The organism is Mesorhizobium sp. M0833, assembly GCF_040319905.1.
Taxonomy (GTDB): Bacteria; Pseudomonadota; Alphaproteobacteria; order Rhizobiales; family Rhizobiaceae; genus Mesorhizobium.
In genome coordinates, this window is the sequence record NZ_JAMYOQ010000002.1 from 174,028 (window position 1) to 197,166 (window position 23,139).

Annotated in this window: 26 protein-coding genes, 1 other RNA gene and 1 pseudogene; 14 read left to right on the forward strand and 14 right to left on the reverse strand. The window is 61.8% G+C overall.

Going from position 1 to position 23,139, the window contains the following annotated elements; all coding sequences use genetic code 11:
- The first annotated feature begins 204 nt into the window (after positions 1-204).
- Positions 205-2,232 carry a DUF3857 domain-containing protein gene (locus tag NKH98_RS03000; protein WP_352896608.1) on the forward strand — a complete coding sequence of 676 codons (2,028 nt, stop codon included), beginning with the start codon at positions 205-207 and terminating at the stop codon, positions 2,230-2,232.
- 25 nt (positions 2,233-2,257) lie between these two features.
- Here the strand turns inward: NKH98_RS03000 and NKH98_RS03005 are convergent, their stop codons facing one another.
- Entirely contained in the window at positions 2,258-4,060 is a 1,803-nt protein-coding gene (locus NKH98_RS03005) for an ABC transporter transmembrane domain-containing protein (protein ID WP_254816442.1), read from the reverse strand.
- A gap of 203 nt (positions 4,061-4,263) precedes the next feature.
- Here NKH98_RS03005 and rpmE point away from each other — a divergent pair, with 203 nt between their 5' ends.
- Complete coding sequence (rpmE, locus tag NKH98_RS03010; protein ID WP_006327661.1) at positions 4,264-4,485, forward strand: 50S ribosomal protein L31; 222 nt, start codon at positions 4,264-4,266, stop codon at positions 4,483-4,485.
- Between the two features lie 266 nt (positions 4,486-4,751).
- On the opposite strand, the gene NKH98_RS03015 is transcribed toward rpmE, so the two are convergent.
- Positions 4,752-5,393: a TetR/AcrR family transcriptional regulator gene (locus NKH98_RS03015; protein ID WP_254816441.1), complete on the reverse strand. Its 642-nt coding sequence runs from the start codon at positions 5,391-5,393 to the stop codon at positions 4,752-4,754.
- 232 nt (positions 5,394-5,625) lie between these two features.
- Here NKH98_RS03015 and NKH98_RS03020 point away from each other — a divergent pair.
- Positions 5,626-5,802: pseudogene (locus tag NKH98_RS03020) on the forward strand (NmrA family transcriptional regulator); the annotation flags it as partial.
- Position 5,803: 1 nt separating this feature from the next.
- Entirely contained in the window at positions 5,804-6,283 is a 480-nt protein-coding gene (locus NKH98_RS03025) for an anthrone oxygenase family protein (protein ID WP_352465680.1), read from the forward strand.
- Between the two features lie 26 nt (positions 6,284-6,309).
- Here the strand turns inward: NKH98_RS03025 and NKH98_RS03030 are convergent, their stop codons facing one another.
- The 3 genes from NKH98_RS03030 to NKH98_RS03040 all read right to left on the reverse strand — a co-directional run bounded on the left by NKH98_RS03030 (position 6,310) and on the right by NKH98_RS03040 (position 7,924).
- Complete coding sequence (locus NKH98_RS03030) at positions 6,310-6,621, reverse strand: Rdx family protein (RefSeq protein ID WP_352801655.1); 312 nt, start codon at positions 6,619-6,621, stop codon at positions 6,310-6,312.
- On the reverse strand, positions 6,618-7,367 hold the full coding sequence (locus tag NKH98_RS03035) for a YebC/PmpR family DNA-binding transcriptional regulator (protein WP_023678028.1): 750 nt from the start codon (positions 7,365-7,367) through the stop codon (positions 6,618-6,620). The genes NKH98_RS03030 and NKH98_RS03035 overlap by 4 nt, the downstream gene beginning before the upstream one ends.
- 233 nt (positions 7,368-7,600) lie before the next feature.
- Complete coding sequence (locus NKH98_RS03040) at positions 7,601-7,924, reverse strand: ArsR/SmtB family transcription factor (RefSeq protein ID WP_352896612.1); 324 nt, start codon at positions 7,922-7,924, stop codon at positions 7,601-7,603.
- A 51-nt stretch (positions 7,925-7,975) separates the two neighbouring features.
- Here NKH98_RS03040 and NKH98_RS03045 point away from each other — a divergent pair, with 51 nt between their 5' ends.
- Genes NKH98_RS03045 through NKH98_RS03055 form a run of 3 tightly spaced genes read left to right on the forward strand, consistent with a single transcriptional unit; the run spans position 7,976 to position 9,335 of the window.
- A complete protein-coding gene (locus NKH98_RS03045; RefSeq protein ID WP_352896615.1) occupies positions 7,976-8,458 on the forward strand; it encodes an SRPBCC domain-containing protein in 483 nt (160 codons plus the stop codon).
- 17 nt (positions 8,459-8,475) lie between these two features.
- Positions 8,476-8,838, forward strand: coding sequence for a VOC family protein (locus NKH98_RS03050; RefSeq protein ID WP_352896617.1), 363 nt, complete (start codon positions 8,476-8,478; stop codon positions 8,836-8,838).
- Positions 8,839-8,867: 29 nt separating this feature from the next.
- Entirely contained in the window at positions 8,868-9,335 is a 468-nt protein-coding gene (locus NKH98_RS03055) for an SRPBCC family protein (RefSeq protein ID WP_352896620.1), read from the forward strand.
- Between the two features lie 21 nt (positions 9,336-9,356).
- Here the strand turns inward: NKH98_RS03055 and NKH98_RS03060 are convergent, their stop codons facing one another.
- From NKH98_RS03060 to ssrS, 4 genes are all read right to left on the reverse strand, one after another.
- A complete protein-coding gene (locus NKH98_RS03060) occupies positions 9,357-10,121 on the reverse strand; it encodes a TerC family protein (protein WP_352896623.1) in 765 nt (254 codons plus the stop codon).
- A gap of 70 nt (positions 10,122-10,191) precedes the next feature.
- Complete coding sequence (locus tag NKH98_RS03065) at positions 10,192-11,016, reverse strand: TIGR00282 family metallophosphoesterase (protein ID WP_023678036.1); 825 nt, start codon at positions 11,014-11,016, stop codon at positions 10,192-10,194.
- A gap of 81 nt (positions 11,017-11,097) precedes the next feature.
- Complete coding sequence (locus tag NKH98_RS03070) at positions 11,098-11,685, reverse strand: 5-formyltetrahydrofolate cyclo-ligase (RefSeq protein ID WP_352504926.1); 588 nt, start codon at positions 11,683-11,685, stop codon at positions 11,098-11,100.
- Positions 11,686-11,822: 137 nt separating this feature from the next.
- Positions 11,823-11,978, reverse strand: a non-coding RNA gene (ssrS, locus tag NKH98_RS03075) — 6S RNA.
- A gap of 175 nt (positions 11,979-12,153) precedes the next feature.
- Here ssrS and NKH98_RS03080 point away from each other — a divergent pair.
- The 7 genes from NKH98_RS03080 to msrB all read left to right on the forward strand — a co-directional run bounded on the left by NKH98_RS03080 (position 12,154) and on the right by msrB (position 16,751).
- Entirely contained in the window at positions 12,154-12,993 is an 840-nt protein-coding gene (locus NKH98_RS03080; protein ID WP_352648989.1) for an AAA family ATPase, read from the forward strand.
- Between the two features lie 105 nt (positions 12,994-13,098).
- On the forward strand, positions 13,099-13,545 hold the full coding sequence (locus NKH98_RS03085; protein WP_254816430.1) for a GNAT family N-acetyltransferase: 447 nt from the start codon (positions 13,099-13,101) through the stop codon (positions 13,543-13,545).
- 61 nt (positions 13,546-13,606) lie between these two features.
- The gene (locus tag NKH98_RS03090; protein WP_352896627.1) at positions 13,607-13,801 is read left to right on the forward strand and encodes a type II toxin-antitoxin system HicA family toxin; all 195 of its coding nucleotides are present in this window, start codon (positions 13,607-13,609) and stop codon (positions 13,799-13,801) included.
- A gap of 9 nt (positions 13,802-13,810) precedes the next feature.
- Positions 13,811-14,215, forward strand: a complete 405-nt coding sequence (locus NKH98_RS03095) for a type II toxin-antitoxin system HicB family antitoxin (protein ID WP_254816428.1) — start codon at positions 13,811-13,813, stop codon at positions 14,213-14,215.
- A gap of 9 nt (positions 14,216-14,224) precedes the next feature.
- Positions 14,225-15,415 carry a vWA domain-containing protein gene (locus tag NKH98_RS03100; RefSeq protein ID WP_352479622.1) on the forward strand — a complete coding sequence of 397 codons (1,191 nt, stop codon included), beginning with the start codon at positions 14,225-14,227 and terminating at the stop codon, positions 15,413-15,415.
- Positions 15,416-16,237, forward strand: a complete 822-nt coding sequence (locus NKH98_RS03105; protein WP_352479621.1) for an MBL fold metallo-hydrolase — start codon at positions 15,416-15,418, stop codon at positions 16,235-16,237.
- Between the two features lie 109 nt (positions 16,238-16,346).
- On the forward strand, positions 16,347-16,751 hold the full coding sequence (msrB, locus tag NKH98_RS03110) for a peptide-methionine (R)-S-oxide reductase MsrB (protein ID WP_352489224.1): 405 nt from the start codon (positions 16,347-16,349) through the stop codon (positions 16,749-16,751).
- 3 nt (positions 16,752-16,754) lie between these two features.
- Here msrB and NKH98_RS03115 read toward each other — a convergent pair whose 3' ends face one another.
- From NKH98_RS03115 to NKH98_RS03135, 5 genes are all read right to left on the reverse strand, one after another.
- Positions 16,755-17,069, reverse strand: coding sequence for a hypothetical protein (locus NKH98_RS03115; RefSeq protein ID WP_352479619.1), 315 nt, complete (start codon positions 17,067-17,069; stop codon positions 16,755-16,757).
- A gap of 66 nt (positions 17,070-17,135) precedes the next feature.
- Complete coding sequence (locus NKH98_RS03120; RefSeq protein WP_254816424.1) at positions 17,136-17,576, reverse strand: DUF4268 domain-containing protein; 441 nt, start codon at positions 17,574-17,576, stop codon at positions 17,136-17,138.
- A gap of 181 nt (positions 17,577-17,757) precedes the next feature.
- Complete coding sequence (locus tag NKH98_RS03125; RefSeq protein ID WP_023719653.1) at positions 17,758-18,018, reverse strand: DUF2312 domain-containing protein; 261 nt, start codon at positions 18,016-18,018, stop codon at positions 17,758-17,760.
- A 273-nt stretch (positions 18,019-18,291) separates the two neighbouring features.
- On the reverse strand, positions 18,292-21,750 hold the full coding sequence (gene pyc / locus NKH98_RS03130) for a pyruvate carboxylase (RefSeq protein WP_352479618.1): 3,459 nt from the start codon (positions 21,748-21,750) through the stop codon (positions 18,292-18,294).
- Positions 21,751-21,982: 232 nt separating this feature from the next.
- A complete protein-coding gene (locus NKH98_RS03135) occupies positions 21,983-23,113 on the reverse strand; it encodes a branched-chain amino acid ABC transporter substrate-binding protein (protein WP_254816422.1) in 1,131 nt (376 codons plus the stop codon).
- Between the last annotated feature and the right edge of the window lie 26 nt (positions 23,114-23,139).

Genomic DNA, 23,139 nt, shown 5'->3' on the forward strand with positions numbered 1-23,139 from the left:
CGCTCCGTCTATTCCCGGCTCTTGCCGCGGTGACCGCAGAAATCCGCGAAACTGGCCTTTACTTTGGTGGGAAAGCCTCTGAAAAAGGAGTTCTTCCAAGTTGGGCGAGCGTAGATGTCTGCCTGTTACAGTTTTCATAGGATGAAGTCTTTCTGGCCCCGCTCGGTATTTTTCATCTTATTAATCGGTCTGAGTTCTCCGGCCATGTCCGACGACATGGTTTTCAAGGGTCCGGCAGAAAGCTGGGTAAAGCAGCTTGATATTCCGGCTGCCGATCCCGCCCGATCGGATCAAATCAAGAATGGCGTTTCATGGCTGCTCTCGGACGACCAGATCAAGCATCGCGCCGGCGGCTATGTCGAGTACTCGCGCACCGTCTATAAAATCGTCGACCGTCCCGGCCTGGATCGTGGCGCGAGTATCGATCTGCAGTTCGATCCGTCCCGGCACAAGGTCACGCTCAACCATCTTCACATCATCCGCGATGGCGCCGTTCTGGACCGGCTGGAAGGCGTCGAATTCGACATCTTCCGCAGGGAAAGAGACGCCGAGAAAGGCGTCTTCGACGGCTGGCTGACAGCACATGTCAACATCGATGATGTGCGCGCCGGCGACATCGTCGATTACGGGTCGACCTATGAAATAACACCGCTGGTCGGCAAGGATCTTTTCTTCAAGAATTTCGCCACCGAATGGGAGGAGCCGGTAGCGCTTATCCGCACCAGCATCATTTGGCCTTCGGGCCAGCCGCTCCAGATCAAGACAAGGGGAACCCGACTTAGGCCCTCAATCTCCCCGACTGGGCCGGACACCACTTATCTATGGGAAATTCCAAACCCGAAACCGGTCAATGTCGAGGATAACCTGCCCGTGACCTATCCAGGCTGGGGCTCCGTCGATGTCGCGTCTACCGCGAATTGGCAAAGCGTGGTCGATGCCGTTGCGCCCTATTACAAGCCAGCGACCACTTTTCCCCCGGCTTTTGCCGCAAAGCTCGACGACATCGCTCTGCGGCATCCGGTGCCGGAGGACCGAATGGTCGAGGCAATGCGGTTGGTGCAGGACCAGATCCGCTATGTAAGCCTGTCGATGGGTGCCGGTTCCTACGTTCCGCGTGATCCCGCGACGGTTATCCTGAGCGGGTTCGGTGACTGCAAGGACAAGGCCCTGCTGCTGGTTTCGTCGCTTGTGCGGCTTGGCATTGCTGCCGAGGTCGCCTTGGCCGATCTCGACGAGGGAAGGGCCCTGGACCAGCATCTGCCGGCGCTCCGCGATTTCGACCATGCCATAGTCAAGGCAAGGATCGGAGCAAAGACATATTGGCTGGACGCCACGAACTATCTTCAGGGCGGCACGGCGCACAATCTCGCACAGCCGGACTACGGCTTCGCGCTGCCGCTTTCCAGCACCGGCGGGTTGGAGAAGATGCCGAGCCTTGTGCTCACCAGCCCATCGATCCAGATCGCCGAGGAATTCGACTTTCCGCGCAAACCGGGCGATCCCCTGGTGCTGACGGTCTTCTCGACATATGAGGACGGCGATGCCGATTGGATGCGCGGCAATTTCGCCAGCCGGTCGCTGAGCGAGGTGTCGGACGCCTATCTGAAATACTACAACAAGCAATATCCCGGCATCCAAACCATCGCCAAGCCGGAAATCGTGGATCGCCGCGACGGCAACATAGTGAGCGTGAAGGAAAGTTATCGCTTGCCGGCGGAGGCGCTGGCGGCCAACGATCTGGCAAAGGATTTCCCGATCCGCGCGGCCGATCTCGGCAACAACTCTCTTCCAACCCCGACAATCGTCGACCGAACCGGGCCCGTCTCCCTCGGCTCCCAGTTCTACCGCCGCCACAAGGTGACCGTGCGCAACCTCAAGGCGAGGTTTTCCGGCGAATCGATGAAAAACGTCGTGACGCCCTATCTGGCTCTCAAGGCGTCCTGGTCCAACACGCCCACCGAATTTCAAGTTGAATGGAACTTTCAGACGCTGGCAACTGAAGTGCCGGCGAAGGCGATTGCCGACTATCTGAAAACCGTCGATGAGGTCGCAGACCAAATTCGCTGGCAGTACGATTTTACCTATGAAGAGCCGCCCGCCGATGTGCAGCTCAGCGATCCGGCAAAGGAGCAGCGACAGACCGTCGCCAGCATGCTTTTGTTGTCGTTGCTTGTCGGCGTTCCCCTCTTCATCGCCTATCGACGCGGCAAACGCCGAGCTTTCGGTAGCTGAAGAATCCCGGCCGTCGCGGGCAGACCTACTCGGCCGCGCCCCTGAAAGCATTCGCACCGGTATCGAACTGCAGCTTGGCCAGCCGCGCATAGATGCCGCCCTTGGCGACCAGGCTCTGATGCGTGCCTTCCTCGACGATGCGGCCGCCGTCCATGACCAGGATGCGATCGGCCTTCAGCACGGTTGCCAGCCGATGGGCGATGACGATCGTGGTGCGGCCCTGCATCAGCCGGTCCAGCGCCGTCTGCACCAGCGTCTCGCTTTCGGCATCGAGTGCCGAGGTCGCCTCGTCGAGCAGAAGGATCGGCGCATCGCGCAGAATGGCGCGGGCGATCGCCACGCGCTGGCGCTGGCCGCCCGACAGCGTCACGCCGCGCTCGCCGACCTGGCTGTCATAGCCTTTTTCGAGCTTCAGGATGAACTCGTCGGCAAGCGCGTCCTTCGCCGCCGCCTCGATCTCGGCCTGGCTGGCACCGGGCCGGCCAAAGCCGATATTGTCGCGCGCGCTCGCCGCAAAAATGGTGACGTCCTGCGGCACGATGGCGATGCGCGCGCGGATCGCGGCCGGATCGGCCTCGCGCAGATCGACCCCGTCGATGACGATCCTGCCGGCCTCCGGATCGTAGAAGCGCAGAAGCAGCGAAAACACCGTGCTCTTGCCGGCGCCGGATGGCCCGACGATCGCCACCGTCTCACCGGGTTTGACCTGAAAGCTCAGGCCATGGACGGCGGCGCGGTCGGGCCGGGCCGGATAGGAGAAGGAGACATCGTCGAAGCTGACCGCGCCTCTCGCCTTTGCCGGCAGCGGCTTCGGATCGGCGGGCGCCTGGATCGCGGGTTTCTCGGCCAGGATCTCGGTCAGCCGTTCGGCGGCGCCCGCTGCCTGGGACAGTTCGCCCCAGACTTCCGACAGGGCGCCGAGCGCGCCGGCGGCGAACACCGAATAGAGCAGGAATTGGCCAAGCGTGCCCGGCGACAGCGTGCCGTCGAGCACGTCGCGCGAACCGAACCACAGCACCGCCACGACCGACGAAAAGATCATGAAGATGGCGAAGAAGGTGAGAAAGGAGCGGGCAAAGATCGAGGCCCGCGCCGCTTCGAACGCTGCTTCCACGGCGGATGAAAAATACCCGGTTACAAGCTTCTCGTTGGTGAAGGCCTGCAGGGTGCGCACCGCGCCGATCTGCTCGCTGGCGTAGGCGGTGGCATTGGCCAGAGTATCCTGCGCCAGCCGTGACTTGCGCCGCACCGAGCGGCCGAAGGCGACCAGCGGCAGCACGATTAGCGGAATGGCCGCGATAACCAGGCCGGACAGTTTTGGGCTGGTGAAGACCATCATCGCCACGGCGCCGAGGCCAAGGATGACGTTGCGCAAAGCCACCGAGGCGGTGGCACCGACGGCCGATTTGACCTGTGTCGTGTCGGCGGCGAGCCGCGAGACGATCTCGCCCGACTGGGCCGTATCGAAGAAGGAGGGCGACAGCGTAGTGACGTGGGCAAAGACATCGCGGCGGATATCGGCAACGACGCGCTCGCCAAGCGTGATGACGAAATAGTAGCGGCTGGCAGACGCCGCCGCCAGCACGGCGGCCATCACCACCAGCATGGCGAAGTATTCGGCAATGAAGCTGGAATCGGAAGCGGAAAAGCCGTGATCTATCATCCGCCGCACGGCCAGCGGCAGCGCCAGCGTCGTCGCCGCCGCCACGGCCAGCGAGACGATCGCGCCGATGACCATTTTGCGGTAATGCATGATATAGGGAAACAGGCGCTGCAGCGGCCTCAGCGAGCGCCTGCGCTCGTCTGCATCGCCGCTGATGTTCGCCATGACCCGTTTCCTTTGGCCCTTTGAGGTTTGCGCCATCAATATGCGCTTGCCGCGGCCTTGTGATTCAATTCCGGCTGATGTATAGGCTCGCCGACCGTTTTAGAAGCGTGGCTCCTCAATAGCTGCGGCTTCGAGTTTTAAAAAGGGGCGCATCGACGCAGGCTTCAGCCCGTCGGCAGCATCCGGCAGCCAGGAACAGAACCATGAAGACCGACATTCATCCCGACTACCACACCATCAAGGTCGTCATGACCGACGGCACCGAATACATGACCCGTTCGACCTGGGGCAAGGAAGGCGATACGATGAACCTCGATATCGACCCGACCACTCATCCGGCCTGGACCGGCGGCCAGCAGACCCTGCTCGACCGCGGTGGCCGCCTGTCGAAGTTCAAGAAGCGTTTCGAAGGTTTCGGCCTCTAGGCACTGGCGTTTCGCTGATCGAGAAACCCGCCTTCGTGGCGGGTTTTTTGTTGATTGGGCCTCAGCGGCAATCATCTCAGGTTTGGTGTTGCCCCTCACCCTTACCCTCTCCCCGTGAAGAACGGGAAGTGGCGTCGCCGGCGCTGGAGTTTCCCCTCTCCCGTCACTAACGGGGAGAAGATGCCGGCAAGCAGATGAGGGGCAGCGCCCCGCTTCCGCAGTTGAATCGCCACCACCTAACGGCCTGTCCCTACGAGCACGGCGGCCTACCCGTCCACCAGCTCGCGCAGCGCCATTCGCTTGTAAGCGGCAACCAGCCTGTCGCCTTCTTCTCGCCCGACCGAGATCGCCAGCCGCATGGCCGCTTCGCCCATCTGCCAGATGAGAAACGCCGTCGCGTCCAGCGCCGCCGGATCGGCGTCAGGCCGCAGCCGCTTCAGCGCTGCGGTGAGGAATTCGGCGTTGGCCCGGCTGTCGGCGAGCTCGAGGTCGCGCAGCGCCTTGTCGGCCTGCGTGCCCGACCAGATATCGCGCATCACCGGCTCCGCCAGGAACATTCCGTAGTAGGTATCCACCAGTTCCGAAAACGCCTTGCACAGGCCTTCGGCGTCATTGACCTCCGCCAGTGCCGTGGCAATGCAGGCCTGGCTTTCCGCGGTGTAGCGCTCGGCCAGCGCCCAGATGATCGCCCGCTTGTCCGGGAAGAACTGGTAGAGCGAGCCGATCGACACGCCTGCCCTCTCGGCTACCTCTCCCATGCGCATGGCGTCGCTGCCTTGCTCGGCGATCAGCGCCGAGGCGGCGGCCAGCATCCGCTCGACCCGCTCGCGGCTGCGCTGCTGGCTCGGTGCCCGGCGCGGCGATGCGATCTGGCCGTCCTGTGAATCCGATACGGCAGAGCCTTCCATCACTGTCTCCCGACGAACAATCAACAAATTGGCTTGACTCGCAAAATACGAGGATTTATCACGTTTCGCAAATGTGAGGATTACTCACATTTCAATTGAGGAAAATCGACATGAACCCTATTGTAACGAAGCCAACTTTGATCCTCGGCGGCACCGGCAAGACCGGCCGTCGCCTTGCCGAGCGGTTGACGGCGCGGGGCCTGCCGGTACGGATAGGCTCGCGCTCGGGCACGCCACCCATGAGTTGCCGGCCGAGTTCGCGTGGCTGCTCAAAGAACTGTTCACCGAAGTCCTCGACGGCCGCAACGAGTCGCTGACAGACGGCATCGAGCGCGTGCTCGGCCGCGCCCCAAAGGACTTTTCCGCCTACGCAACCGAAACCGCCTCAACCGGCATCTGGAGCAACTGACATGATCATGAAACTGCTTCCCACCCTCACCTTCGTCGCTGCCATTGGCTCAGGCGTTGTCGGCGGCGTTTTCTTCGCCTTCTCCAACTTTATCATGCCGGCGCTCGCCCGCTTGCCTGCCGGAGGCGGCATCGCCGCCATGAATTCGATCAACATCACCGTGATTACGCCGGCATTCATGACCGCGCTTTTCGGCACCGGGCTGGTCTGTCTTGTCCTTGCCGCCGGCGCTCTTATCGGCTGGAGCCAACCGGGTGCATTCTGGCTCCTCGCCGGCGCCCTGATCTACCTCGTCGGCAACCCGATCGTGACGATGATGTTCAACGTGCCGCTCAACAACGCCCTGGCCGCCGTGGATCCGGCAAGCGCCAACGGCGCCGCGGTATGGGCCACTTATCTCCGGGACTGGGTGATGTGGAACCATGTCCGAACCATCACCGCCATCGTGGCGCTGGGCTGCTTCATCTTCGCATGGCGGTGAATGCAGGACGGAAGTGTAAAAGGCCTTCAGGCAGGGTCTTTTGACTTATCGCCCTTGCGGTCGGCATGGCCCAGATCGCGATCCGGATCGATGACGTCGCGAACCAGTTGCTTGAGCTTTGCGGCGTCGGGGAAACCGCCGTCCCGCTTGCGGTCCCAGACCAGCGTGTCATTGCAGGAAATGGTGAAGATGCCGCCGGTGCCGGGCACCAGCGTCACTTCGCCCAGATCGGTGCCGAAGGTCGACAGCAGCTCCTGCGCCATCCAGCCGGCCCTGAGCAGCCATTGGCACTGGGTGCAATAGGTGATGCGGACTGTGGGCAGCGCGTGTTGGATCATGCCGCGCTGAGCTTCGCCAAGGTCTCCTCGTCGACCTCGAAATTGGCGTAGACGCTCTGCACGTCGTCGTCGTCTTCGAGCGTCGCGACCAGCTTCATCAGCGATTGTGCACGCTCCTCGTCGACCGCGATATTGGTCTGCGGCTTCCAGATCGGCTTCACTGATTCAGCCTCGCCGAGTGCGCCTTCCAGCGCCTTCGACACTTCGCCGAGATTCTCGAAGGCGCAATAGATCGTGTGGCCTTCCTCGTCCGACTGGACATCGTCGGCGCCGGCCTCGATCGCTGCGTCCATCACCTTCTCGGCGCTGCCGGCCGATGCCGGATAGTAGATCTCGCCGACGCGGTCCCACATGAACGAAACCGAGCCGGTCTCGCCCATCGCCCCGCCGGCTTTGGTGAAGGCAGCGCGCACATTCGACGCCGAGCGGTTGCGGTTGTCGGTCAGCGCCTCGACGATCAGCGCGACGCCGCCTGGCCCGTAACCCTCGTAGCGAACGGCTTCGTAGGTCTCGGCGTCGCCCATCGACGCCTTGTTGATGGCGCGCTGGATGTTGTCCTTCGGCATCGACACCGCCTTGGCGTTCTGCACCGCAAGGCGCAGGCGCGGGTTCATCGATGGATCGGGCGTGCCGCTCTTGGCGGCGACGGTGATTTCGCGCGCCAGCTTGGAAAACATTTTCGATCGCACCGCATCCTGGCGGCCCTTGCGATGCATGATGTTCTTGAACTGTGAATGGCCAGCCATGGCACCCCTGTCGTTTCTCGGCTAGAGCATCTGCGGCCTGGTGAACCACCCGGCGCCTTGCAAAATGCTCGAATTCAAAACTTCAGAACGTCCTGCTGCGTCCGGGCGGACGTACGGCGCTCTCTGTCGGAATGGCCGGCTTATAGATAAATCGGCTCAATTCGTCCAGCCGCGCCATTGCGTCGGACACGCAAGGGTCTCAAGGCCCGAAAGTGGCAGGCTTCGGCAATCTTTCATCCCTCAAGATCGGATTTCAGCCGGTCGAGGATGCTGATCGCGTGCGTGGCATATTGACTGATCCAGCGGTCGTGGATGTGCTTGATCGGCAGCGCGTTGAGATGGTTCCAGCGTTCGCGCCCCTCGCGGCGCACCACGACCAGGTCGGCCTCCTCCAGCACCTTCAGATGCAGCATGACCGTGCAGCGGTCCATGTCTGGGAAGGCATCGCACAGCATGCCGGTGGTCTGCGGCCCATTCTTCAGCCGGTCCAGCAACGCACGCCGGCGCGGATGCGCCAGCGCCTTGAAAACATTGTCGTCCTGCGCCGTGCTTGACATGTTATGTTTTTATAACATAATGCCGTTGCATTCAAGGAAGGAGCTGTGGATATGCCTCTTGGATTCAGGGTTTCTGGCCGCATCGGCAAACCCGTCGCCGAAGTCTTCGATGCGGTCGTCAATCCGAAGAAGCTCAGCGGCTACTTCACCACGATCGGCGGCGCCAGCGCACCGCTGCTGGCGGGCGCCACCGTCATCTGGTGGGGCAAGGTTCCCGTGGAGGTCGACAAGGTGGAGAAAGACAGCCGCATCGTGCTGCGCTGGGATGCGACCGACGCCGACGGCGAGCCCGCCTACAAGACCCGCATCGAGATGAATTTCGAGCCGCTCGACGACGGCGGCACCTTCGTCACCATCGCCGAAACCGGCTGGCACGAGGACGCGGTCGGCCTGAAGAAATCCTACCTCAATTGCGAGGGCTGGTCGCAGATGCTGGCCTGCATGAAGGCCTATGTCGAATACGGCATCAATCTGCGCGACGGCTATTACCGCAGCGAGATGAAGGGCGAGCCGGCCAACGAGAACAACATCTGAGAGCAAATGGAGTAAGAATGACCGCGAAGATCACCGGCGGCATCAACATCGCGATGAAAGTCCCGCCGCATCAATACCAGGCAACGATCGCCTTTTATCGCGACGTCATCGGCCTGACGCCATTCACGGCCAAACCGCCGGCCGTCGGCTTCGAACTCGGTCCCAATCGACTGTGGATCGACGAGGCGCCGATGATGAGCCAGGCCGAGATATGGCTGGAACTGTTCACCGATGATTTTCCGGCCGCAGCGGAGCATCTCGCCAAGGCCGGTGTCGTGCGCTGCGACGCCATCGAGGCACTGGGTGAAGGCTTTCGCGGCGGCTGGATCACCAACCCGGCCGACATCATTCACCTGGTGCGCGAACCCGATGCCTGGTGAACAGGCGGCACCGTGGAAAGGAGGACGATATGGAAATCCGCGAAACACCGACCGCCGAAGCCGGCATGCTGATAAGGCGACCGGTCGCCGACGTATTCGAAGCCTTCGTCGATCCGGCGATCACGACGAAGTTCTGGTTCACCCATGGCAGCGACAGGTTGGACAGCAGCAAGGAAATCCATTGGGAATGGCGCATGTATGGCGTCTCGACGACGGTCAATATCAGTGAGATCGTCGAAAACAAGAAGATCGTCATGCAATGGAGCGATCCGCCGACCACGGTGGTGTGGACCTTTACCGAGATGCCGGGCGCCACGACCTTTGTCGAGGTCCGCAATTTTGGCTTTGTCGGCAGCCGCGATGAGCAGGTCACGCAGGCGATCGACTCGACCGGCGGTTTTGCGCTGGTGCTCGCCGGCGCCAAGGCGTGGCTGGAGCAAGGCGTGATGCTAGGCCTGATCGGCGACCGCCATCCGAAAGGCGTGCCGGGGCATTAGGTCAGCCGCGGTGGGTCATCCTCAGTGCCCGCCGCCCTTCGCCTTCTTCCGCCGCCGCGCCAGCATGTTGAGCCCTTCGACCAGGGCCGAAAAACCCATGGCGGCGTAGATATAGCCTTTCGGCACATGGTAGCCCATGCCGTCGGCGATCAGCGTCATGCCGATCATCAGCAGGAAACCCAGCGCCAGCATGACGATGCTGGGGTTCTTGGCGATGAAATCGGCCAGCGGCCCGGCCGCCAGCATCATCACGCTCACCGCCACGATCACCGCGATGTACATGATCGCGATTTCGTCGGTCATGCCGACGGCGGTGATGATCGAGTCGATCGAGAAGACGAGGTCGAGCAGCAATATCTGGAAAATCGCGCCGGCCAGCGAAAGCTGCAGCGTCTCGCCCATCATCGTGTCCTGGTGATCATCGAGATCGACCGTGTGGTGGATCTCCTTGGTCGCCTTCCAGACGAGAAACAGGCCGCCGGCGATCAGGATCAGGTCGCGCCATGAAAACCCGTGGCCGAAGGCGGTGAATATAGGCGTCGTCAGCTGGACGATGATCGAGATGGTGGCCAGCAGGATCAGCCGCATCACCAGCGCGGCGGAGATGCCGAGCCGCCGGGCGCGGGCTCGCTGCGCTACCGGCAATTTGTTGGTCAGGATCGAGATGAAGATCAGATTGTCGATGCCGAGCACGACCTCCAGCACGATCAGCGTCAGCAGCGCGACCCACGCAGTCGGGTCGGAGACAAAGGCGAAATGCGGCCCCAGGAATTCGACTAGCTGCATGGAGGTCGTCCCCTCTACGATCTAGAGCAGTTTCGCCGGCAATTGGGTATTGCAAGCGTCTATATCAATGTCACGACCAGAAGGATGGAGCCGTTTCCTCGAGCCGCGGGCCGCGGCGAAACGGCGCGATCCGTTCTGTCAGGCCGCTACGGTCGGAAATGTCGACGCCGACGCCGCACAATGTCGCCGGTCCGGTCGACGCCTCGAAGCGGCCTTTCGGCACCTTGGACAAGAACCGGTTGAGCGGCTCCTCCTTGTCCATGCCGAGCGAGGAATCGTAATCGCCGCACATGCCGGCATCGGAAATATAACCGGTGCCGCCATTGAGAATCTGGTGATCGCCGGTCGGCTGATGCGTGTGGGTGCCGACAACAAGACTGGCACGGCCGTCGACGAAATGAGCGAAGCACATTTTTTCCGAGGTCGCCTCGGCATGGAAATCGATGACGATTGCATCGGCCTGCTCGCCAAGCGGACAAGCGGCAAGTTCGCGCTCGCCGGCCTGGAACGGATCGTCGAGCTCGGGATGCATGAACACCCGACCCATGATGTTGGCGACCAGCACGCGCGCGCCGTTCCTGGCGATATAGACGCCTGAGCCGCGCCCCGGCGTACCCTTGGGGAAATTGGACGGGCGCAGGAAGCGCTCTTCGCGCGGCGCGAAAATCAGCGCATCGCGCTGGTCCCAGACATGGTTGCCGGTGGTGACGACATCGGCGCCGGCCGAGATCGTCTCGCGAAAAATCTCCTCGGTGATGCCGAAGCCTCCGGCGGCGTTCTCGCCATTGACGATGACGAAGTCGAGTTTGAAATCCGAGATCAGGCCGGGCAGTTGTTCCCACACCGCCGTACGTCCTGTCTTGCCGACCATGTCGCCGAGGAAGAGAAGTCTCATATAAGCGCGATCCCGAACCGAAGGTCAGCGAAGCAAAAAGCTGCATGACTTTCGGAAAAGACCATGCGTCCAGGAACTTATCTACAATTTCGGCGCGAACCGGCGCAACCCGCTCTCGGTGAGTATTTCGGGAATGATCACGTCATGCGGCTCGTCCGGCACCAGGGCCACCTCCTGGCAGTCGAAGGCAATGCCGATCAGCCGCGGCTGCTGGCCCTTGTCGGCCAGCCGCCCGATCGCTCGATCGTAATAGCCTGCGCCGTACCCGATTCGGTGCCCGCGCGCATCGAAGGCGGCAAGCGGCACCAGCATAAGCTGCGGATCGAGCACCTCGGCTTCCTCATGCGGCCCGACTGTGCCGAAACCCATGTCGATCATCGGCGCGCCGCGCACCAGTTCGCGAAAAACGATGGTGGTCTTGTCGAGGATGGCCGGCAGGCAGAGCCTTGCCCCCTTCTCGCGCAGGGCAAACATCAGCGGCCGGACGTCGACTTCCGAGCGCATCGGCCAGAAACCGGAGACGATCTGGCCCGGCTCGACCGTGATCCGGTCGCGCGCCGTCTCGGCCATTTCGAGTGCTGCCTCCACACGCCAGAAAGGATCGAGCGCATCGCGGCGCCCGAGGGCTTGGTTGCGGAGATTTTTTTTCAGGTCTTTTGGGGATGTCATGCGCCGACGGTAGAAAGGGTCAGATTTGGATGGAATTTTACGAGCGACGTTTTGGAGGAGCGGGGCGAACTTGTCGTTCGTGAGCACCGCACAAAGCGGCGCGACGACAAGATGCGCCAGATGGCCTTTTCGAGAGGTGACGATCCACACAACCGGTGGAGAGAGCGATCCCGGGAACCTACAAAGTAGGTGGGCGCCGTATGAGAAAACCCACGGGTCTTCCCAGGGACAGCTCCCTAGGGATCATTAAGGCCCCGGGGAAAATGTTCTCCTGCCGGGAAGCGCAGACCGTCATTCCCAATATAGGCTGACGCCAGACCAAGCGCCAGAGAGGCGACATGTTTCGAGGCGTAATTCGACGCAGAACCCCTCGGCGAGGGCCGCGCCGGTAGATCCCCGCTTCGCCAGCGGCGCCTTGCACAGCGAAGGCCGCGTCCTTAGGGTCGCGCGATGGACCCGGGAGCAAAAATGCGTTTCGAAGGCACGGCGGCCTATGTTGCCGACAAGGATCTGATGGTGGCGGTCAACGCGGCGATCGCGCTTGAGCGGCCATTGCTGGTCAAGGGCGAGCCCGGCACCGGCAAGACCGAACTTGCCCGTCAGGTGGCGGCAGCGCTCGGCCTGGATCTCATCGAATGGCACGTCAAATCGACCACGCGGGCGCAGCAGGGCCTCTATGAATATGATGCCGTCTCGCGGCTGCGCGACAGTCAGCTCGGCGACGAGCGCTTCAACGACATCCGCAATTACATCAAGCGCGGCAAGCTGTGGGACGCCTTTGCCGCCGGCAAGAAGGTGGTGCTTCTGATCGACGAGATCGACAAGGCCGATATCGAATTCCCCAACGATCTGTTGCAGGAACTGGATAGGATGGAGTTCTTTGTCTACGAGACCGGCGAGACCGTCCGCGCCACCGTCCGGCCGATCGTCATCATCACCTCCAACAACGAAAAAGAGCTGCCGGACGCCTTCCTGCGCCGCTGCTTCTTCCACTACATCCGCTTTCCCGACGTCGAGACGCTGCACAAAATTGTCGACGTGCACTATCCCGGCATCAAGCAGAACCTGGTGCGCGCCGCACTCACGCAATTCTATGAAATCCGTGACGTGCCAGGCCTCAAGAAGAAGCCGTCGACCTCCGAGGCACTCGACTGGATCCGCCTGCTGGTTGCCGACGACATCGCGCCCGAAGACCTGCGCGCCGACGCGAGGAACGCGCTGCCCAAGCTGCACGGTGCGCTTTTGAAGAACGAACAGGACGTGCATCTGTTTGAGCGCCTGGCCTTCATGGCGAGACGGCAAGGGTGAGGGGCGGTCGACGAAAGCCGCCGGACAGCGCTTTCCCGTCGTTGGACCGTTGCCGCCAGCGAGGCGTGAAGGCAGCTTCGTGTTGCCGAATTCAGAGGAAATGAAATGACCGAGATCACCGTCCGCCCGCTTGCGCAATCCGACCATGCCGACTGGCGGCGTCTGTGGACCGCCTATCTCACCTTTTACGAAACCAAGCTGCCGGAAGACGTTTACGCCGTCACCTGGAAGCGGCTGTTCACGGCGGGCGAGTTCGAGCCAAAGGGTTTTATCGCCACCCTCGATGGCAAGGCCGTCGGCCTGACGCACTATCTCTACCATCGCTCCTGCTGGTCGCAGATAAATAACTGTTATCTACAGGACCTGTTCGCCGACCCCGATGTGCGCGGCAAGGGCGTCGGCGCCGCCCTGATCGAAGCGGTCAAGCAGGAAGCCGGCAAGATCGGCGTCAAGAACGTCTACTGGATGACGCACGAAACCAACACCACCGCACGCAAGCTCTACGACCACGTGGCGCGCAGGACCGGCTTTATCGAATATGATCTGCTCTGATGAAGCCAACGATTGAAATAATCACCTGTGCGCAATATATTGCGCATGATCAGGGGCGACAGTGCCGCTGATCGAGACCAACACGCGCAAGATTGTCACGAGGCTTTTACGTGACCGCTGGGTGAACGTAGGCGGCGGCAAACACGAGAAGTACGAGCATCCGGAAAGGCCGGAGATCATGATTATCGTGCCGCGGCATCGCGAACAATCTCTGGGTGTTGCGCGGTCGATCGCCCGGCTTGTTGGATGGATTTAAGGACGAATCATGACGCACTATGTCGGAATTCTTGACGGCGCAGATGAAGTCTGGGGAGTGCGGGTGCCTGATCTTCCCGGATGTCACGGCGGTGGCGCAAGTCCCGAAGAGGCGATAGCCGATGCGACTTCTGCCGTTCGCGAATGGGCAGAGACACGAATGGCGAAGAACTTGCCCTTGCCCGCCGCGCGCACTGTGGCAGATCTGCTCCGACTGGGCGAAGTCGATAGCGCTGCCGGTGAATCCGCCGTGATGATCCCTGTGCTGATCGATTCCGGACGGCCTGTCCGGGCCAATCTGTCGCTCGACGCAGGTCTTTTGGCGGCAATCGACGAAGAAGCGGGTCGGCGTGGTCTGACGCGTTCCGCCTTTATCGCCAGCGCCGCACGGGAGAAGATCGAGGGACACAGATAAAGTCGGACCATGTTCATCCCCTTCTTCCTCGAACTGAAGGCAGCGCGGGTTCCGGTCTCGCTCCGCGAATATCTGTCGCTGCTGGAGGGGTTGGAAGCCGGGCTGGTCGACTATGATGTCGAGGGCTTTTACTATCTCGCCCGCGCCGCGCTGGTGAAGGACGAGCGCCACATCGACCGCTTCGACCAGGTCTTTTCGCACATCTTCAAAGGTGTCGAGACGCTGGCTGGCGAAAACGCGGTCGATGTCGAAAACATCCCTGAGGAATGGCTGCGGAGCCTCGCTGAAAACCACCTGTCGGACGAGGAGAAAAAACTGGTCGAGGCGCTGGGTGGCTTCGAAAAGCTGATGGAGACGCTGAAGAAGCGGCTGGAGGAACAAAAGAGCCGGCATCAGGGCGGTTCGAAATGGATCGGCACCGGCGGCACCTCGCCCTTCGGCGCCTATGGCTACAATCCCGAAGGCGTGCGCATCGGCCAGCACGAAAGCCGCAACCGCCGCGCGGTAAAAGTCTGGGACAGGCGCGAGTTCAGGAATTTCGACGATGCCGTCGAGCTCGGCACCCGCAACATCAAGGTCGCGCTGAAGCGGTTGCGCCGCTGGGTGCGCGAAGGCGCCGAAGAGGAATTCGACCTGCCTGGCACCATCCACGCCACCGCCGAGCACGGTTATCTTGACGTCAAGACACAACCCGAACGTCGCAATGCCGTGAAGCTGCTGATGTTCTTCGATGTTGGCGGCTCGATGGACGACCATATCAGGAGTGTCGAGGAGTTGTTTTCGGCCGCCCGCGCCGAGTTCCGCCAGCTCGAATATTTCTACTTCCACAACTGCCTCTACGAAGGCGTGTGGAAGGATAATCGCCGCCGCCATGCCGAGGTGATTCCGACCTTCGACCTCATCTATAAATATGGCCCCGACTACAAGGTGATCGTCGTCGGCGACGCCTCGATGAGTCCCTATGAGATCGCCCATCCCGGCGGCTCGGTCGAGCACTGGAACCAGGAGGCCGGCGCGGTCTGGCTCGGCAGGCTGCTGCAGCAATGGCCGAACGCCATTTGGCTCAATCCGGAAGACGCGAAGAACTGGGGCTATACCCATTCCATTGCCATGATCCGCGATATCTTTGGCGGCCGCATGTTTCCGCTGACGCTCGCCGGCCTCGAAGCCGCGACGAAGCAACTTTCAAGGAAGCACTGAATGGATCCACGCAAAACAGGACGGTCGACCTGTTTCCTTTGCCTGCAATGCGGTGTCCAGTTCGCGGCGACAGCGACGCCGCCGCAACATTGCCCGATCTGCGAAGACGAGCGGCAATATGTGCGCTGGGAGGGCCAGGCCTGGATCACGCCGGAAGAGCTCGCGGCCGGCCATCGGATCGTGATGAGGGACGACGCCGGCGTGCTCGCCTTCGGCATAGAGCCGCGCTTCGCCATCGGCCAGCGGGCGTTGCTGGCGCAAACGCCGCACGGCAATGTGCTGTGGGACTGCATCTCGATGGTCAGCGACGAGGCGGTGGCCGAGATCAACCGCCGGGGCGGCCTGGCCGCCATCGCCATTTCGCATTGCCATTATCATTCGGCAATGGTCGAGTGGAGCGAGGCGTTTGGCGGCGTGCCGATTTATCTGCATGCCGATGATCGTCAGTGGATCATGCGGCCGCATCCGGCGATCATCAGCTGGGAAGGCGAAACGCGCGCCATAAACCCGTCGCTGACGCTCATCCGCTGCGGCGGCCACTTTGCCGGTGGCCAGGTGCTGCACTGGAAGCGCGACGGCGGCAATGCCATGCTGGCCGGCGACATCCTGCAGGTGACGCCTACGCGCCGTCATGTCAGCTTCATGTACAGCTACCCGAACTATATCCCGCTCAATGCGACGAAAGTGCTCGGCATCAAGGCCGCGCTGGAGCCTTTCACGTTCGACCATATCTACGGCGCATGGTGGAACCAGAATGTCATCGGAGACGCAAAGGCGGCATTTTCAGCATCGGTTGGGCGCTATCTCGCGGCCATCGCCTGAGGAATTCGTCGCATCAGGATAGGAAATACGAGCAAACGCCGTAACAAATGCCTATTTCAGGCGAAGTTGGGAAGGCAACCCAAATAGCGACATAAGCTAAGAGGAAAAAATGGACAGCCACACCTACCCCGTTACCCGCACCGATGCCGAATGGCGCGCCCGGCTGACGCCCGAGCAATATGCGGTGATGCGCAACCATGGCACCGAGCGGCCGGGAAGCTGCGCCCTGCTGCACGAGAAGCGCGCCGGCACCTTCTCCTGCGTCGGCTGCGACCAGCCCTTGTTTGAATCCAAGCTGAAATTCGAGAGCGGCACCGGCTGGCCGAGCTTCAACGATCCCGTGCCGGGCTCGGTCGAGACCACCGTCGACCGCAGCTACGGCATGGTCCGTACCGAGTGCCATTGCGCCCGCTGCGGCAGCCATCTCGGCCATGTCTTCGACGACGGCCCGCCGCCGACCGGCCTGCGCTATTGCATCAACGGTGTGGCGCTCAAATTCGAGCCGGCCGCCTGACCGTCAGGCCACAACCACCAGGATCAGCCACAACGTGGCGCCAAGCGTCATCAGCGAGGCCTTGGCGCCACTCGATTTTCCGGCAGTTCGCCAAACGGCAAAGGTCAGGAAGATATTGTAGGGCACCGGCGCGAAATGCACCGCCAGGACTAGCGCGAGCGGCAGCTTCAGCCCAAGCAGAATGAGCGCCGCCGCCGACAACGCGACGTTGATCGCTGTGCCGACAACGACCATGTCGCGCCAGAACAGCCGATCGAGCGGCACGCCGCCCAGCCAGCGTGAGCGGAAGAAGGCGGCAACTCGCGACATAATCGTCATCGATCGACCGGCTCCCTCGCTCTGCTCACCAGAGCGGTTCTAAGGATTGCGTCTGGAAATCCTGCTTTATTCCTGACCCAGAACTTCGGCAATCGCGCGCTCGAAACGTGAGGCTTCCGTAACCAGCCAGTCGGTCATCGCCGGCCAATTGTCTTCGGCAAAACAATTCACCCGCCACATCGAATTGATGCCGAGGCCGTCGCAACTTTGTTCTGGCCTGAGCTTCAGCCTGTCTTCGATGGCCGGCTGGAACGGCTTCAACCGTGACCAGGCTTGCGTGGCACCGAGTTTCTCGTTGCGGCCGAAGAAGACGCCGACATGATTGTGCGCAGGCGCGACATACATGGAAATGACCAATGCGAAATCGGGCAGCCCACGCTGCCAGAACCACGGTCCGCGCCTCGCCAGCAGAGCCCTTTCATCCGGATGCCGTTCCGCGAACAGCGTCCAGAAGCTGCGTTGGCGGAATTCAGAGGCGCGGCGGGCGCCAAAATCGAATTCGCTCATGGTTCGATGCTCGCTCCAGCATCAGGCCGAGATTGTTGCCGAGACTGTTTCGAAATTCGCTCTGGCGAGTCATATGGCGGTGGTTTCGAGAACCGGAGCGCAGCGGACTTTTAGGTCCGTGAGCATCGGAAGCGCCGAAACACCATCGGATTGCCGCCGGAGTAGAATTTCCAGACAGTCTCTACACCATTCCAAGCGCGGCCTTGTAGAGGTCGAGAATGGATTCCTCTTCCTGCCGCTCGGCCTGGTCTTTCTTGCGCAGCCGGATGATCGACCGCATCGCCTTGGTATCGAAGCCGGTGCCCTTGGCCTCTGCGAACACTTCCTTGATGTCGTCGGCAATCGTCTTCTTCTCTTCCTCGAGCCGCTCGATGCGTTCGATGAAGGCGCGCAGCTGGCCGGCGGCAACAGTCTGGCTGGTCTCGGTGATGTCGTCGGCCATATTCTTCTCTCCGCGTCGTTTCTCGCCGCGACTCGGGGTAACCCGAGCGGCGAATTGCAGCGGTTCGATGCCCGACCGGGCGCGGCGGGTCAAGGTGCTATCGATGCGGCATGAAGGGGTTGGGCACGCCTTAAGGTGTGTTGAGATTCAGGTCAGGCCGAGCCGAAAACGATGGCTGCCGAGAACCGGAGCGGAGCGTACCTGAGTACGTGAGCACCGGAAGTGCAGGAAGCCGGCGTTTGCAGGCCGGCATCACCTGAATATCAGCACACCTTACCCGAATGCGATCAGCAGATCCTTTGCATCGATCTGGTCGCCGGCCTTGACCAGCACCTCGGCAATGGTGCCGTCGCGTTCGGCATGCAACGCCGTTTCCATTTTCATCGCTTCGATCGACAGCAGCACGTCACCGGCCTTTACCGCCTGGCCGGCAGCGACCGCAAGCGCCGAGACGACGCCAGGCATCGGCGCGCCTACATGCGCCTCATTGCCCGGCTCCGCCTTACGCCGTACCTTGGCAGCGGAGGCGCCATGCGCCCGGTCCGGCACCTTCACCCGGCGCGGCTGCCCGTTGAGCTCGAAGAACACCGTGACCATGCCCTTTTCGTCGACGTCGCCCATGGCAAGGCAGCGCACCACCAGCGTCTTGCCTTTTTCGATATCGACGAAAATCTCGTCTTCCGGCTTCATTCCGTAGAAATAGGTCGGCGTCGGCAGCACGCTGACCGGACCGTAGGTCTCCTGCGCGGCGGCAAAATCGGAAAACACCTTCGGATACATCAGCCACGACGCGAACTCGAACTCACTGAGCTTGCGCTCGAGTTTTTCCTCGACGTCCGTGCGACTGGCCTTGAGGTCCGCCGGTTTGAGCAGCGAACCCGGGCGCACCGTGATCGGCTTTTCGCCCTTCAGCACCTTCTTCTGCAATGGCTTTGGCCAGCCGCCCGGTGACTGGCCGAGATCGCCGCGCAACATCGACACCACCGAATCCGGGAAGGCGATGTCCCGCGCCGGATTCTCGACATCGGCGACGGTCAGGTCCTGGCTGACCATCATCAGCGCCATGTCGCCGACGACCTTGGACGACGGCGTCACCTTCACGATGTCGCCGAACATCAGATTGACGTCGTGATAGGTCTGCGCCACTTCATGCCAGCGTGTCTCCAGCCCGAGCGAGCGCGCCTGTTCCTTGAGGTTGGTGAACTGACCGCCCGGCATTTCGTGCAGATAGACCTCCGATGCCGGCCCCTTCAGGTCGCTTTCGAAGGCTGCATATTGGTTGCGCACCGCCTCCCAGTAGAACGAGATGTGCCTGATCCATTGCGGGTCGAGACCCGGGTCGCGCTCAGTGCCTTTCAGCGCCTCGACGATCGAACCCAGGCATGGCTGCGAGGTGTTGCCCGATAGCGAATCCATCGCCGCGTCGATGGCGTCGACGCCGCTCTCCACCGCCGCCAGCACGGTTGCCGCCGACAGGCCGGATGTGTCGTGGGTGTGGAAGTGGATCGGCAGATCCGTCGCCTCGCGCAGCGCCTTGAACAGCACGCGGGCCGCCGCCGGTTTCAAAAGCCCGGCCATATCCTTGACGGCAATGATATGGGCGCCCGCCGCGTGCAATTCCCTGGCCAGGCCGACATAGTATTTCAGATCGTATTTGGCCCGCGCCGGATCGAGTATGTCGCCGGTATAACAGATCGCCGCTTCGATCAGCTTGCCCTCGGCGCCGACCGCATCCATGGCGACCCGCATGTTCTCGACCCAGTTCAGACAGTCGAAGACGCGGAACAGGTCGATGCCGCCGGCAGCGGCCTGGCGGACGAAATGCTGGACGACGTTGTCGGGATAGTTGGTATAGCCAACGCCATTGGCGCCGCGCAGAAGCATCTGCAGAAGAAGGTTGGGTGCCGCCTCGCGCACTTTGCTCAGCCGCTCCCATGGGTCCTCGGTGAGAAAGCGCATGGCGACGTCGAATGTGGCGCCGCCCCAGCATTCGAGCGACAAAAGCTGCGGCAGAGCACGCGCATAGGTGCCGGCAATTCCGGCAATGTCATAGGTGCGCACACGCGTCGCGAGCAAGGATTGGTGCCCGTCGCGCATTGTCGTGTCGGTGACCAGCACCTCTTTTTGCTCGCGCATCCACGCGGCGAATTTCTCCGGCCCGAGCACGTCGAACTTCTGCTTGCTGCCTTGAGGCACATTGCCGTTGAGATATGGCACCACCGGCGGCGCCGCATCGGCCTTTGGCTGCGGCCGGCCGCGTGTCTCGGGATGACCATTGACCGAAACGTCGGCAAGATAGTTGAGCAGCTTGGTCGCGCGGTCCTGCCGCTTCACACTGGCGAACAGTTCCGGCGTCGTGTCGATGAACTTGGTGGTGTAGGAGTTGTCGGCGAAGCTCGGGTGATTGATGATCGCCTCGAGGAAGGTAAGATTGGTCGCCACGCCGCGGATGCGAAATTCGCGCAGCGCCCGGTTCATGCGGGCAATGGTCTCGGCCGGCGTCGGCGCCCACGCCGTCACCTTTTCCAGCAGCGGATCGTAGAAGCGGGTGATCACCGCGCCCGAATACGCGGTGCCCCCATCAAGGCGGATGCCGAAGCCGGTGGCACCGCGATAGGCGGTGATGCGGCCATAATCGGGGATGAAATTATGTTCGGGATCTTCCGTCGTGATGCGGCACTGCAGGGCGTGACCGTTGAGCCTGATGTCCTTTTGCGCCGGCACGCCCGATTCCGCCGTGCCGATGGCAAAGCCGTCGAGGATATGGATCTGCGCCTTGACGATGTCGATGCCGGTCACCTGTTCGGTGACGGTGTGCTCGACCTGGATTCGCGGATTGACCTCGATGAAATAGAATTTTCCGGTGTCGGCATCCTGCAGGAACTCGACCGTGCCGGCGCCGATATAGCTGGTTTGGCGCGCAATTCTCAGCGCGTAGCCGCAAAGCTCTTCGCGTTGTGACATTTCGAGATACGGCGCCGGCGCCCGCTCGACGACCTTCTGGTTGCGGCGCTGGATCGAACAGTCGCGCTCGAACAGGTGCACGGCGTTGCCTTGGCGGTCGCCCAGCACCTGCACCTCGACATGGCGGGCGCGCTCGATCAGCTTTTCGAGATAGACCTCGTCCTTGCCGAAAGCCGCCTTCGCCTCACGCTTGCCCTCCATGACCTCGCGGGCGAGATCGGCCTCGGAGCGGATGGCGCGCATGCCGCGGCCGCCGCCGCCCCAGGATGCCTTGAGCATCACCGGGTAGCCGATCGTCTTGGCGAGTTCCCTTACCGCCGCCATGTCGTCCGGCAAGGGATCGGTAGCGGGAATTACCGGCACGCCGACTTCGATCGCGAGATTGCGCGCGGCGACCTTGTTGCCCAGCCTGCGCATCGTATCGGGCTTTGGCCCGATGAAGATGATGCCGGCCTTGGCGCAGGCCTCGGCGAATTCCGGGCTCTCCGACAGCAGCCCGTACCCCGGATGGATGGCGTCGGCGCCCGAAAGCCTGGCGACGCGGATAACCTCCTCGATCGACAGATAGCTTTCAATCGGCCCCATATCCCTGGCCAGATGCGGCCCGCGCCCGACCTGGTAACTTTCGTCGGCCTTGAAGCGATGCAGGGAATATTTGTCCTCCTCTGCCCAGATCGCCACGGTTTTAAGGCCGAGCTCATTGGCCGCGCGGAAGACGCGGATGGCTATTTCGGAGCGGTTGGCGACAAGGATCTTCGAGATTGCCAAGGACAGGGCTCCGGACGCGGGGAAGGGAACTGCCGGACATGATTAGCGCGAAAATGCTGCAGTGCAAACAAAATCGAAAAGAGGGATTAAACCGATTTAGTTAATCTAATCGCGTTGACGCATTGCGTGTCGATCCGGACAACGCCTGGGCAGTTCCGATCCAGGCTTTCGGGAACTCTCATAAAAAATGCCCGGCGCGAGGCGCCGGGCATTCTCATGTAGCAACGTCCGGTTATTTGCCGGGTTCGTTCTCGACATAGGTGTACTTGCCGTCGTCACCCTTCTTCCAGGTGTACATGACGTAGTCCGGACGGGTGATATCGCCCTTTGCGTCGTAGCCGATCTCGCCGATCGCAGTCTTCCAGGGGCCGGCCGACTTGATGGTCTCGGCTACCTTCTGAGCATCATCGGCTGAGCCGGTCTTGGTGATGGCGGCCGCGATGATTTCCATCGCTGCGTAGGAGTAGAGCGTATAAGCCTCAGGCTCGAAGCCGGCCGCACGGAACTTCTCGACGAGCTCCTTTGCGTTCGGATTCTTGCGCGGATCCGGAGCGAACGTCATCAGCGTGCCCTCGACGGCGTCGCCGGCGATGGAGGCCAATTCGTTCGAGACGATGCCGTCGCCGGACATGAAGGTTGCCTTGAGGCCCTGGTCGGCGAGCTGGCGTATGATCAGGCCGGCTTCGGTGTGCAGGCCGCCATAGTAGACGACCGAGACGCCCGCATCCTTCATCTTGGCGATGAGGGCCGAGAAATCCTTGTCGCCGACATTGATGCCTTCATACATGGCCTCAGTCACGCCGTTGGCTGCGAGCGCCTTCTTGGTTTCGTCGGCGAGGCCCTGGCCATAAGGCGTCTTGTCATGGATGACAGCGATCTTGGCATCCTTGAAGTTCGCGGCGAGATAGTCGCCAGCGACCTTGCCCTGCTGATCGTCGCGTCCGCAGGTGCGGAATGTGTTCCACATGCCACGTTCGGTGAACTTCGGATTGGTCGCGGCCGGCGTGATCTCAAGGATGCCGTTCTCGGCGTAGACTTCCGACGCCGGGATCGAGACGCCGGAGTTGAAGTGGCCATCGACGTACTTGACGCCGTCGGCGACGAACTTGTTGGCGACCGAGATGCCTTGCTTGGGATCGGAGACATCGTCGCCGACTTCAAGCTTGAGCTGCTGGCCAAGAACGCCGCCCGCCGCATTGATATCGGCGACTGCCTGTTCGGCACCCTTCTGAAGCTGGGCACCGAACGCTGCGTTCGGACCGGTGATCGGACCGGCAACGCCGATCAGGATGTCAGCCCACGCGTTGCCGCTGAACGCGACAAGCGCGGTCAGGGCGACGGCGGACAAAAGTGACTTTTTCATTGAAACGCTCCCATTTACCGAGTGGG